We start from the raw sequence: 12,256 nt of genomic DNA, 5'->3' as shown, positions 1-12,256 counted from the left end.
CCGTCAGTCGGCGGCCAGGCGTTCCAGGTGGGTGACGGCGGCGTCGATGCCCGGCAGGGCGTGCATCGCCTTCTGGGCGCGCCGGGCCTCGTCGGTGACGTTCTCGTCGGCCAGGAGCCGGCGGCAGGTCTCCAGCATCGGTTCGGCGCCCCGGTTCGCGATGTGCTCGCCGAGTCCGAGGCCGGCGACACGCAGCGCGTTGTACTGCTGGTCGCCGAACATGGGCCGGACCGCCATGGGGACGCCGGCGCGTACGGCCTCGCGGATGCTGTTGTAGCCGCCGTGGGTGACGAACAACGCGGCGTGCTCGAGCAGGAGTTGCTGCGGGAAGCGGTCGACGACGCGGACGTGGGGCGCGGCCTTCGCGGTGTCCACGGGCATGCCGAGCGTGGAGACGACGGCGGCGCAGTCCAGTGCGGAGAGCGCCTCGACGACCGTGTCGAGGGGTTCCGCGGGGTCGTAGACGGGGATGGGGGCGCCGAACTCGCGGGCCTTGTCGAGGAATTCGAGGACGGTGCCGGGCAGTCCCGTGCCGAGTGAGGCGAGTACGAGGGGCTTGTCGGCGGGCAGTTCGTCGAACCAGTCGGGCAGGCTCTCGCCGCGGGTGACGGTGCGGGGCTGGCGGTAGGCGACGGCGTCGGGGGCGAGCGGGCGGGCGAAGGAGTAGGGGGCGGGCATGCAGTCGAGGCGTCCGTGCCGGTAGACGGCCACCGGATCGTCGCTCTCGGGCAGGCCGAGGGCGCGGCGGCGCTCGTTCAGCAGTGGGAGCAGCAGTTCCGGGTCGAGGAACTGGCCCGAGCCGGAGGGCGCGGGGACATGGGGTACGCCGAGGGTCTCGGCGACGAGGAGCGCGGCGAACTCGTAGCCGTCGCGCAGGATGACGTCGGGCCGGAACTCGCGGGCGAGCGGCAGCAACAGGTCGTAGGCGTCGTCGAGTTGGGGTCCGGCGCCGAGGGTGGCCCACAGGTCGTGGGCGAAGCGGCTGAACTCCTCGGGGATGGGCAGCTTGCCCTCGAACAGCAGCCGCATGCCCTGGGCGGTGATGTCGGTGTAGACGCCCTCGACGCGGGCCCGCTCGCCGGCGAGGACGGGCGCGAGTTTGTCGGCGGTGACGACGAGGACGTCGTGTCCGGCGTCGCCGAGGGCCCGCACGAGCGGCAGGCAGGCGCGCGCGTGGGAGGGCGAGCCGGTGATGCTGCACAGCACCCGCATGGTGACGGACCTTTCTTCGCGGCTCTGGAGGGTCTATACGGCGGTCAGGGCGGGCTCGACGGGGCTGGTGCCGGTGCCGTGCCAGGCGAGGCCGGCGGCGCTGAGGGCGGCCGGGTCGAGGTGGTTGCGGGTGTCGACGACGACCGGGTGGTGCAGGTCGGCGGCGATCCTGGGCCAGTCGAGGTCGCGGTAGTGCGGCCACTCGGTGCACAGGACCAGGGCGGATGCGCCCTTCGCGGCCTGGTGGGGGTCGTCGACGACGTTGATGTCGGCTGGGAGTTCGGTGTGCCGGGTGGCGGGGACGGCCGGGTCGTGGGCGGTGAGTTCGGCGCCGCGGCCGGCGAGTTCGGCGGCGAGGGCGAGGGCGGGCGAGTCGCGCAGGTCGTCGGTGCCGGCCTTGAAGGTGAGGCCGAGCAGCCCGATCCGGACCCCGGCGAGGGAGCCGTCCTCGTCCCCGCACAGGCGGGCGATCCGGTCGGCGATACGGGTGCGCTGGTGGGCGTTGGTGTCGATGGCCGCCCGCACCAGCGGGAAGTCGACGCCGAGCGCGTCGGCCGTGCCGAGCAGGGCGCGGGTGTCCTTGGGCAGGCAGGAACCGCCCCAGCCGGGTCCGGGGCGCAGGAACGCGCCGCCGATGCGGTGGTCCTGGCCCAGTGCGGCGGTGACCCGGCCGATGTCGGCGCCGACCTCCTCGCACAGCTCGGCGAGCGTGTTGACGTAGGACAGCTTGACGGCGAGGAAGCAGTTCGCGGCGTACTTGACGACCTCGGCGCTGGCGGCGTCCGCGATGACGACGGGTGCGTCGACACCGGCGTACAGCTCGGCGACCTGGGCGGCGGCCCAGGGGCTGGCGGAGCCGATGACGACCCGGTCGGGCTGGAGGAAGTCGGCGACGGAGGTGCCCTCGCGCAGGAACTCCGGGTTGCTGACGACGCCGACGTCGGGCCGGCCGAGTGCGGCGGTGACGCGGGCGGCGGTACCGACCGGCACGGTCGACTTGGTGACCAGGACGCTGTCGGGTTCCAGCAGGGTCCGGATCTCCTCGACGACCGCGTCGACGGCGGTGAGGTCGGCGCGCCCGTCGGGTCCGGTGGGGGTGCCGACGCAGATGAACACGGTGCGGGCGCCGCGTACGGCGTCGGGGGCGCCGACGACGAACCGGAGCCGGCCCGCGTCGAGACCGGCCCGCACCAGTTCGGGCAGGCCGTCCTCCAGGATGCGCACTTCGCCGCGGTTGAGTTCCGCGACCTTGACCGGGTCCAGGTCGGCGCAGACCACCCGGTGTCCGAGCGACGCCAGGCAGGCTCCGGCGGTGAGTCCGACATAGCCGGTGCCGATGACGGCGATGGTGTGGCGGTGCACGGCAGCCACCTCGATTCTCGGTTGGTTCGCTGCGGTCAGACGCCGATGAGCCGGGCGCTGATGGACGCCGCGGCACGGACGGCCAGGGCGACGCTGTACAGCGTCGGGTTGACGGCGGTGGCGGTCGGGATGACCCCGTTGCCGCCGACGTAGAGGTTGTCGAAGCCCCAGACGCGGCTGTCGGTGTCGCACACCGAGGTGCCGTCGTCGGCGGGCCCCATGCGCACGGTGCCCTGGTAGTGCTTGGAGCTGCCGGCGGGGAACAGTTCGGGCCGTTCCAGGAACTCGCCGCCGAGGGCTTCGGCCACGGCTTCCTGGTCGGCGCGGGCCTGTTCGGCGCCTTCGAGGTCCGCTTCGGTGAGGTCGTAGTGGACGGTCATGTCGGGCATGCCGTAGGCGTCGGCCTCGCTGGTGGAGAACTCGATGCGGTCCTCGGCCCGGATCTCCTTGGCGCCGTACCAGACCATGCCGACGAACAGCGCCGGGTCGACACCCTCCAGGGGTGAGGTGTCGATGGTCATGACCTGGCCGTGGTTGCGGCGGCCGGGGTCGGCGAACGGCACCCAGAAGCGGCCGGTCTCCAGGTCGCGGATGTCGCCGCCGAACTCGACGGTGCCGCGGGCGGCGAGCCCGGCCGTCGGGCCGTCCTTGACGTGGACGGAACTGACGGTCTTGGGCTGGTCGTTGAGATATCGGCCGAGGGCGTCCGGGCGGATGCCGGAGGCCCACAGCAGCTGCGGGGTGCGCAGCGCGTCGGCGCACACGGCGACGGCGGAGGCGCGGACGGCGAACTCGGTGCCGGTCGGCAGGTGTTCGAGGAGGGCGCCGGTGACCTTGCGTCCGCTGAACAGCAGGCGCCGGCACATGGTCTCGTCGGCGATTCGGAACCGTCCGTCGCCGGCGGTTGCGCCGGCGTGGGCGAGCGGACCGAGGACGGTGTCGGGTCCGCCCCACAGCGGGCGGCGTCCCGGGCGGGGGGTGCAGGACAGCGGCATGGTGCCGACGCCGCGACCGGCCGGGTAGTCGCCGTCGAAGAGCTGGCCGAGCGTCTTCAGGACGAGGTCGCCGGCCTCGGTGGCCGGGTAGGCGTCGCGGGTGACGCTCAGCAGGTGTTCGGCGACGGACAGGGCGGCGTCGAGGTCGCCGGCGGGCAGGAACGGCAGCCGTTCGCTGTCCAGCGGGCGGGGGGCGGTGCAGGCCCAGTGCACGCCCATCCCGCCGATGTTGCTGGACATGACCGCTGCGGGCATGCCGAACTGCTCCGGTTCGTCGTCGCGGCGGGGCCGCAGCAGATGGGTGCCGCGGTCCGCGTACCTCTTCACCAGGGCGCCGTCCTCGCCGGGCGCGGTCTCGGGATCGCGCCCCTGGGAACGGGCCTGGGCCGCGGCCCGTTCCGGTGCGGGCAGGTTGCCGAGGTGCAGCCCGGCCTGCCCGGTCAGGCGCGGCCCGAGGTCGGCGACCAGGATCCGGGCGTGCGGTACGGCGTCGTACACACGGCGGGCGACGGCCGACCCCACCGGGCCGCTTCCGACGACGAGCAGGTCGACCGTCGGCGGAAGTTCGGGACAGCTCATGGTGACGCGACGCTCCTTCAGTTCATTGCGGTGGGGGGTGACGACAGCGCCCCAAAGGGGCGCGGGGAACTGCGCGACCAGCCACGACGCGGCCGCGGACGACCGACGACCTGGCGCGGCACTTCCCGCGCGGTGCGCTCAGTGGGCGGCGCGGCTCGCCGCGTAATACTCGCGGACCTGCTGGGCGAAGGCCGGGTTCATCTGGGCCTTGGCGAGGATCTCGGCGGGCGGGGTGAACTCGTCGTCGAGGGCGTCGGCGAACTTGGTGAATCCGGCGCGCAGTTGGGCCTCGATGACGGCGGGCCAGGCGTTGGGGATCTTCCACTCGTCCTCGTAGCCGGTGGCGAGCAGGTGGGTGACGGCGGTCTCGACGACGTCGGTGCGGCTGTGCGCCTGGGTGGGCCTGCGGACGGGCTGGAACACGGACAGGTCGTGGCGGGTGTCGTCGCCGAGGATGCGGCGGGCCATCTCGTCGGCGAGCAGCGGCGACAGGTGCAGGCCGTCGCGGTAGGTGCCGGTCATCATCCACAGCCCGTCGAGCCCGGCGGCGCCGACCAGCGGGAAGCCGTCGAAGGCGACGGGCCGGTTGCCGACCTGGATCTTCTCGATGCCGGCGGTGTCGAGGTCGCGGCGCAGCTGCCGCAGGGCGCAGCCGAGCAGGAAGGTGGCGTCGCGGATGGACGGCACGTCGGCGGGCTCGGGCTCGATGGCGTTGGTGGCGCCGAGGTAGACGTGGCCCTGGCCGCGCGGCACGAGGTGCAGGCCGCAGGCGAAGGCACGGTTGGGGGTGCGCAGCACGCTGGTGGGGCCGGGCACGGCCGGGTCGACGCGGGCGACGACGGAGACGCCGACGCCGGCGCACAGCCGCGGGATGCTGCCGGTGAGCGCGGGCACGGTGTCGAGGAGGGTCTGGGAGGCGGCACCCGCGGCGAGGACGACCTGGCCGGCGGTGAGGGTGTCGCCGCTGGTGAGCTTGACGCCGGTGATGCGTTCGCCCTCCGTGACCAGGCTCTCGCCGAAGCCGTCGAGGAGGGTGCCGCCTGCCTTCAGCAGGGCGCTCTGGAGGCGGGCCAGCAGCCGGCCGGAGTCGACGGCGTGCTCGCCGGGGATGAACATGCCCATCAGGGGCCGGGCCAGCGGGTCGGGGTCGAGCCAGCCGAGCTCGGCCGGGTCGATGTCCTCGTACGGCTCCTTGTACTCGTCGAGGGTCTTGCGGATGGCGGCGTAGTTGGCGGAGTCGATGCCGGGTACGCCGACCGAGTTCAGCAGCATCACGGTGCCGTCGGCGCAGCGCAGGTCGTCGTGCTCGCCGGTGTCCTCGGCCAGCTGGTCCAGCCAGTCGTCCCACAGGCGGGTGGCCTGGACGCCGAGGTCGAGCTTGGCGCGGCCCTGCTCGCTGGCTATGAGGGTGGAGGTGACCTCGCCGAAGGTGCCGAGCATGGCGCCGGCGGCGGTGGAGGCGGCCCAGGGCCGGTCGGTGCGGCCGAGGACGGCCACCTTGGTGCCACGGCGGGCGAGGGTCAGGCCCAGGGACAGGCCGAGCACACCATTGCCGACGACGAGGACCTCGAAGGTCCGGCCGGCCGGGTTGTCGCTGGTCATCGCTTTCGTTCCCATCCTGTGAACCGCCGCGCCGGGCGCGGGGTGTGCGAAGTCGGTGTCGGGGTCGTCGGTGGCGGCGTCAGCCGGCCGCGGAGGTGCCGTCGCGCGGCAGTTCGTCCAGGACCTTGGCGACGGCGGTGGCGACGTCGTCGACGTCCTGGCGGGTGCCGAGCAGGGCCTGGTGCGGGATGAGCACGCCGTCACGGCCGACGCGTTCGGCGTTGGGGCAGCGTTCGGCGAGTTCCTCGGGCCGGGCGCCACCGGTGGCGCCGGTCCAGAAGGCGTCGGTGCGGTGCAGGGGCTGGTGGCTGCCGAAGGCGGGGATGCCCTCCATCAGCAGCGCGAGGGCGACGGTGTCGCGGTCGAGCCTGCCGAGCTCGTCCTGGTCGAGGACGAACGTCGTCATGTAGTGCGGGGTGCCGGTGCAGCGCGGGTCGCGGCCCTGGAGGCGGATGCCGGGGATCTCGCCGAGCGCGGCGGCGAGTTCGGTGTGCCGGGCGGCGCGGCGGGCGTTCTGGTCGGCGAAGCGGGCCAGTTGGGCGCGCAGCAGGGCGGCGGTGAGTTCGGAGACACGGAAGTTGGAGGAGGCGGTGGCGAGGTTCAGTTCGCGGTCACGGCCGCAGTTGTGCCGTGTCCAGGCGGCCTCGTAGGTCTCCTCGTCGGGCAGCAGCAGGGCGCCGCCCTCGCCCGCGGTGATCACCTTGGTGCTCTGGAAGGAGAACGTGGCGATCGAGCCGAGGGCGCCGAGGCCCTTGCCGCGCCAGGTGGCGCCGTGGGCCTGGGCGGCGTCCTGCACGACGGTGACGCCGCGGGCGGCGGCCCAGGCGGTGATGGCGTCCATGTCTGCGACGTGGCCGCCGATGTGGACGGGGATCACCGCGCGGGTGCGGTCGGTGGCGGCGGCGTCGAGGCCGGCCGGGTCGAGGCAGAAGGTGTCCGGGGTGACGTCGACCGGCACCGGGACACCGCCGCGCCGCTGTACGGCGGTGGAGGTGGCGACGAACGTGTAGGCGGGGACGATGACCTCGTCGCCGGCTTCGATCCCGGCGAGTTCCAGGGCGAGTTCGAGGGCGTGCGAGCCGTTGGTGACGGCGAGCGCGGCGGGCGCGCCGCCGAACTCGGCGAACTCGCGCTCGAACGCCTGGACCTCCTTGCCGCCGTGCCGGCCCCATTCGCCCTGCTGGAGGGCGCGGGCGAGGGCGAGGCTCTCGGTCTCGTCGTACTCGGGCCAGCGCGGGAACGGTTGCGTCCGCACCTTGGGCCCACCGTTCAGGGCGAGCATCGGCCTCTCCTTCCGGGGGAGGTGGCGCCGGTCAGCCGGGGAGGTTGCCGAACGCGGTGCGGGTGCCGTAGGGGTCGAGCTGCATGGTGAGGCCGCACTCGTCCTCCCAGCGCTTGGTGATCTCCACGCCCTCGGAGCGGTTGACGTCGTCGAGCATCACGGTGGCGCCGGGCGCCAGGTGGTCCTTGAGGGCGGGTACGGCCGGATAGCGGGCCATCTTGCGGCCCTGCTCCCAGCCGGGCGGGCCGTCGACGAGCAGCAGGTCGATCTTGCCGTGCTTGTCGGTGAAGGCGCCGACCTCGTCCTCGACGACGGCGGGCTCGTACCACTCGACGCGCTTGACGGCGGCCGGGTGTTCGGTGAGCGGGGCGTGCACGACGCGGGCGACGTCTGTGAGGCCCTCCTGCGCCAGTTGGTCGTTCACCCACCGGGCCCACTTCTCGTCGTGCTCCAGGGAGAGCACGTTGCCGTGGCCGCGCTGGGCGAGGTAGCGGGCGAAGACGATCGTGGAGGTGCCGCTGCCGCATTCGACGAGGACCTTGCGGTCGCCCAGGGCGATGTCGTCGAGCAGCTTGATCAGGGCGCCGGGGCGCAGCGACCACGCGGAGAACGGCAGGTAGGGGCCGTTCAGCAGCGGGGACAGCCGGATCCACGAGGCCAGGTCGTAGAACGCCCGGAGGAACTGCGTGTCCATCTTCCTGCTCCTGTCTGGGTTCCGGTTCAGTGGCCGGCGAGGGCGACGAGGTGGTCGACGGCGGCGGTGACCTGGGGCAGCGCGAGCATGTGGCGCTGCGCGGTGCGGGCCGCGTGGGTGTGGCCCGGGTCGCCGAGCAGGCGCTCGACGGTGCCGGCGACGTCGTCGGCGCCCGCGCTGGGCACGCGCAGGCCGAGCCCGAGCTCCGTGACGCGGCTCGCGTTGTGCGCCTGGTCGCTGAGTTCGGGCAGGACGGCCATGGGGACGCCGGCCCGGACGGCCTCGCGGACGCTGTTGTAGCCGCCGTGCGTGAACAGCAGCTGGGCGGTCTCCAGCAGCAGCGGCTGCGGGATGCTCTCGAAGAGGTGCACGTTGTCGCCGACGGCGGCCGGGTCGACGGGCATGCCGCGGGTGGCGACGACGGCCGTGCAGTCGACCTGGGACAGGCCCTTGACGATGGTGGTGAGCGGGTTGGCGTCACCGGGCATCAGCGCGCCCACGACGAGCGCCGGGTCGGCCTCGATGTCCAGGCCCTCGAAGAGGTGTCCGGCGACGACGCCGTCGAAGAACAGGTCGAGGATGCGCGGGAAGACGGAGTGATGCATCAGCGAGGCGAACACGTTGGTGCTGGAGACCACGACGAGCGGCTTGTCGCCGGGGAGGTCGCGCAGCCACTCGGGGCCGGTCTCGCCGCGCACGACGGCGGACGGCTGCTGGTAGGCGAAGGTGCCGCCCATGTCGTGCGCGGTGAAGGCGTACTCGGGCGGCATGCAGTCGAAGCGGCCGTGCGCGTGGATCGCGTCGGCCGAGTCGCTTTCGGGCAGGCCCAGTTCGGCGCGGCGCAGGTTCAGCTCGGTGAGGGCCAGCTTCGCGTCGAGGTACTGGCCGCCGCCGGAGGGCGCGGTGACGTGCGGGACGCCGAGGGTCTCAGCGACGAGGTAGCCGGCGAACTCGACGCCGCTGCGCAGGATCACGTCCGGCTTGAACTCGTGTGCCACGTCGAGGAGTTGTCGGTAGGCGTCGGTGACGTGCGGGCCGCAGGCCGTGGCGAGGAGGGTCTGCGGAGAGAACGGGTCGGCGGGGGCGAAGTCGATGCGCTTCTGCTGGAGCAGGCTGAGCACGATCTCGGCCATGTCGGTGAACAGCGGCAGGACGCTGATGTCCTCGCCCTCGAAGACACCGGCCATCTCCGGCGGGGAGACCACGGTGACCTCGTGGCCGGCCTCCGCCGCGGCTCGGGCCAGCGGCAGCAGGGCACGTGCGTTGGAGGGCGACAGCGCGAGGCTGCAGAGAATGCGCACAACCATTCCTTTCGTGCGGAAGCGACGTCCGGACACGTCATGATGTGCCGCCGGTCTCGGTGTTTTCCCGAGTCTTCGGCGCGCTTTCCGCGCCGCTCGATGACGAACTTATGCGCTGTGCGCACATGGACCCAGTTGGGTGTTTCCATCGGCGGGTAATTCGATGGAATGGGCACACGAATTCCCCGCCGTTGTCGGTCGTTCGGGAAAATGACGTGCCGGGTATCCGGATCACGCGGTCAGCTGGGCGGCGGTGCTTTCGGTCCAGGCCTCGGCGCGGCGCCTGCGGTCCTCGCGCACGGTGCGCGGCACGAGCGCGTCGACGGCCTCGCGGGTTGCCGGGTGCCGGAAGGCGTAGCGCAGGGCGCCGGTGGCGGAGGGGTGCCGGGAGCGGCGCAGGAAGTCCCGGCGCTCCAGGTGGTCGAGCCAGTGGGCGGCCTCGGTACGGTCCACGCCGCCGACCGCGGCGACTCCGTCGGCGCAGCAGACGCCGCCCAGGGCGGAGGCGCACACGAGGACGGCCTTGGCGAGCGGCGGCAGGGTGTCGAGGTGGGCGGCGACGACCTGCCGCACATGACGGGGCATCGCCGGAGGCCCGGGAGCACCGCCGGCCAGTTCCCGGGCGTACTCCAGGGCGTAGAGGGGGTTGCCGCCGATCCGGGCGAGGACGTCACGCCGCGATTCGGCGGGGAGCGCGCCGCCGGCGGCGAGGAGGGCGTCGAGCAGCGCGGCGGAGGACGCCTCGTCGAGCGGGTCGAGGGTGAGGGCGAGGGCGTCGCGCCGGCCGCCGCCCCAGGTGGGCCTGCGGTCGAGGAGTTCGGGGCGTGCGGTGACGGCGAGGAGGAGGGGTACGGGTCCGGCGGCGTCGGCGAGTTCGGTGACGAGGTCCAGGACCGGGTCGGGTGCGGAGTGCAGGTCCTCCAGGACGAGGAGCAGGGGGCGTTCGGCGGCGAGGCCGGCGAGCAGGAGCCGCCAGGCGGTGGCGAGGTCGGGCCAGTCGGCGGGGACGGGCGGCTCCGCGCGCAGGAGCGGGCCGAGTCGGTCGAGCAGCCAGGTGCCGCGGTCGCCGGTGCCGAAGAGGGCGTGGACGGTGCGGGCGAGGGCGTCGCGGGCGCAGTCGCCGGAGCCGGTGGCCGTGGCCGTGGCCGTGGCGAAGGCTGTGCCGGTGGCCGAGGCGAGGGTGCGGTCGAGGAGGGCGAGGGGCCGGTCGCGGTCGCACCAGGAACTGTGGCCGGTGACGACCCGGTATCCGTGCGGGGAGCGGCGGGCGAGCCGGGCGAGTTCGGCCATGAGCCGGGTCTTCCCGGCGCCGGGTTCGCCGAGTGCGGTGAGCAGGCAGGGCCGCTGCCGGCGGGCCACGTCGTCGAGTGCTCCGCCCAGTTGGGCCAATTCGCGGTCCCGGCCCACCAGGGCGGGCGGGGTGTCCGTGCGGGCGGTGCGGGTGCCGAGCGGTTCGGCCGCGCCGTCGGGGCCGGCGGGGCCGTAGACGAGGGAGCGTTCGGTGCCGGAGCGGGTCGTGGCGCACACCCGGATGCCGCCGGGCGGCACGGTCCGAAGCAGGTCGGCGCAGCTCTGCGGTACGGCGCCGTTCACGATCGGTACGGCGCCGGTGCCGTCGGCGGCGCAGGTGACGACGACGTCGCCGGTGGCCACGGCCACGCGGGGCGCGGAGCCGCCGTGCACGGGGACGGGGCCGCCCGCGCCGTACTGGCGGAGTCTGCGCAGGATCGCCCGGCCGGCCCGGACCGCGCGTTCGGCGTCGTCCTCGCGGGTGCGGACGACGCCGAACAGGGCGAAGGTGACGGGTCCGAGGACGCCGGAGACCTTTCCGCCGTGCCGGGCGACCTCGTCGCGGATGGCGGCGGCCAGTTCTCCGGAGAGCCGGGCGGCGTCCTCCGGGTCGCCGCCGAGTCCCTTTCCGAGGGTGGTCCGCACGAGCAGCATCGACAGTTGCTTGTGCTGCTCGGTGAGGACGCCGGCGGGCGCGGCGGGATACGGGAAGGCGGTCGCGCGTTGCGGTGCGGGGAGCGCCGGCGGGGCCGGGGGCCTGGGTGCCGGAGGGCTGTCGAAGCCGACCGGGGTGGCCGGGGCGAGGGCCGCCGGACCGGGCGTGCGCACTGTCGGCCGCGGGCGGCGGGGTTCACCGTCGAGGGCCATGATGGCGAGCGCGTCGGGCTGGCCGAGGACGGGATCGTGGTCGAGGACGGCGCGCTCCACGGCCCGCAGCACCCGGCCCGGTTCCAGGCCGAGCCGGGAGGCCAGCGCGGTCCTGGTGCGGCGGTAGGCGTCGAGGGCGTCGGACTGGTGACCGCGCCGGTAGAGGGCGAGCATCAGCTGGGCGCACAGCCGCTCGCGCTCCGGTTCGCGCTCGGCGTGGGTGCGGAGTTCCGCCAGCACGTCGTCGTGCCGTCCGCAGGCGAGTTCGGCCTCGTACAGGTCCTCGCGGGTGGCCGTGCGGGCCTGGGCGAGGGTGCGCAGTTCGGGCCAGTCAGCGCCCGACTCGGCGAGGTCGGCGAGGACGGGGCCGCGCCACAGGTCGAGGGCGGCGCGCAGGGTACGGGCGGCGGAGGACCAGGCTCCGGTGGCGAGGTCGGCGCGGCCGCGGTCGGCGAGGGCCCGGTAGGCGGTGAGGTCGAGGTCGTCGCCGTCGACGCGCAGCAGATAGCCGGGGGCGTGGGTGAGGAGTACGGGGCCGCCGTGGGCGTCCTCGGTGTCGTCGGCGGCGAGGAGTCCGCGCAGGGCGGAGACCGCGTTCTGGAGCATCTTGCGGGCGGTGGGCGGTGGTTCGCCGGCCCACAGGGCACGCATCAGGGCGCTGGTCGCGACGACCTCGTTGGCGTGCAGCAGCAGATGGCCGAGTGTGGCGCGCTGTTTGACTCCGCTCAGCGCGACCGGGCCGCTGTCGCCGAGGACCGTCAGCGGGCCCAGCACCTGGAATTTCATGCCGGTGTCGCTCCCGTTCGCTCCGGCCCGGAACAGCCGGAGGACCGGAAGGAGACGAAAGAGAAGATGAAAAGGGACGGCTCCCTCTTCCGGTGTTCCCGCCGGTTTCCCGAATGCGCCGAGCCGATTTTCCGGTGCCGTTCTTGCCGTTCTCCGAAATGATTCCGAGGGACCCGTACGGCCGTTCTCCGGTCTCGCACCAGGCCCGGAGAACGGCCGTCGGACATTCACCCTCTGGATCCGGAAAGGATGCTATCGGCGTCCCGGTGAGGCGGTCACTGGGGAA

General features: G+C 73.6%; 8 protein-coding genes. All 8 read right to left on the bottom strand.

All coding sequences use genetic code 11. The features are described 5' to 3' along the window. Positions 1 to 3: 3 nt before the first annotated feature. Entirely contained in the window at positions 4 to 1,212 is a 1,209-nt protein-coding gene (locus tag PGH47_RS38095) for a glycosyltransferase (RefSeq protein ID WP_271667226.1), read from the bottom strand. Between the two features lie 33 nt (positions 1,213 to 1,245). After that, the gene (locus PGH47_RS38090; protein WP_271667225.1) at positions 1,246 to 2,574 is read right to left on the bottom strand and encodes a UDP-glucose dehydrogenase family protein; all 1,329 of its coding nucleotides are present in this window, start codon (positions 2,572 to 2,574) and stop codon (positions 1,246 to 1,248) included. Positions 2,575 to 2,609: 35 nt separating this feature from the next. After that, positions 2,610 to 4,148 carry a GMC oxidoreductase gene (locus PGH47_RS38085; RefSeq protein ID WP_271667224.1) on the bottom strand — a complete coding sequence of 513 codons (1,539 nt, stop codon included), beginning with the start codon at positions 4,146 to 4,148 and terminating at the stop codon, positions 2,610 to 2,612. A gap of 138 nt (positions 4,149 to 4,286) precedes the next feature. After that, on the bottom strand, positions 4,287 to 5,750 hold the full coding sequence (locus PGH47_RS38080; protein WP_271667223.1) for an NAD(P)/FAD-dependent oxidoreductase: 1,464 nt from the start codon (positions 5,748 to 5,750) through the stop codon (positions 4,287 to 4,289). A 79-nt stretch (positions 5,751 to 5,829) separates the two neighbouring features. After that, entirely contained in the window at positions 5,830 to 7,032 is a 1,203-nt protein-coding gene (locus tag PGH47_RS38075; protein ID WP_271667222.1) for a DegT/DnrJ/EryC1/StrS family aminotransferase, read from the bottom strand. A gap of 31 nt (positions 7,033 to 7,063) precedes the next feature. Continuing rightward, the gene (locus tag PGH47_RS38070; protein ID WP_271667221.1) at positions 7,064 to 7,726 is read right to left on the bottom strand and encodes a class I SAM-dependent methyltransferase; all 663 of its coding nucleotides are present in this window, start codon (positions 7,724 to 7,726) and stop codon (positions 7,064 to 7,066) included. 26 nt (positions 7,727 to 7,752) lie between these two features. Further along, on the bottom strand, positions 7,753 to 9,027 hold the full coding sequence (locus tag PGH47_RS38065) for a glycosyltransferase (protein WP_271667220.1): 1,275 nt from the start codon (positions 9,025 to 9,027) through the stop codon (positions 7,753 to 7,755). A 231-nt stretch (positions 9,028 to 9,258) separates the two neighbouring features. Further along, on the bottom strand, positions 9,259 to 11,970 hold the full coding sequence (locus tag PGH47_RS38060; protein WP_271667219.1) for a BTAD domain-containing putative transcriptional regulator: 2,712 nt from the start codon (positions 11,968 to 11,970) through the stop codon (positions 9,259 to 9,261). Positions 11,971 to 12,256 lie beyond the last annotated feature (286 nt).

It is taken from the genome of Streptomyces sp. HUAS 31 (assembly GCF_028198125.1).
Classification (GTDB): domain Bacteria; phylum Actinomycetota; class Actinomycetes; order Streptomycetales; family Streptomycetaceae; genus Streptomyces; species Streptomyces chartreusis.
Note: the sequence above shows the minus strand (reverse complement) of the source record. Positions and strands in the feature narration are given on the sequence as shown.

Bases quoted from the DNA above. Each gene is read 5' to 3' on its own strand.
- PGH47_RS38075 (WP_271667222.1), bottom strand. From the start codon at position 7,032: ATGCTCGCCCTGAACGGTGGGCCCAAGGTGCGGACGCAACCGTTCCCG.
- PGH47_RS38085 (WP_271667224.1), bottom strand. From the start codon at position 4,148: ATGAGCTGTCCCGAACTTCCGCCGACGGTCGACCTGCTCGTCGTCGGA.
- PGH47_RS38070 (WP_271667221.1), bottom strand. From the start codon at position 7,726: ATGGACACGCAGTTCCTCCGGGCGTTCTACGACCTGGCCTCGTGGATC.
- PGH47_RS38060 (WP_271667219.1), bottom strand. From the start codon at position 11,970: ATGAAATTCCAGGTGCTGGGCCCGCTGACGGTCCTCGGCGACAGCGGC.
- PGH47_RS38080 (WP_271667223.1), bottom strand. From the start codon at position 5,750: ATGACCAGCGACAACCCGGCCGGCCGGACCTTCGAGGTCCTCGTCGTC.
- PGH47_RS38095 (WP_271667226.1), bottom strand. From the start codon at position 1,212: ATGCGGGTGCTGTGCAGCATCACCGGCTCGCCCTCCCACGCGCGCGCC.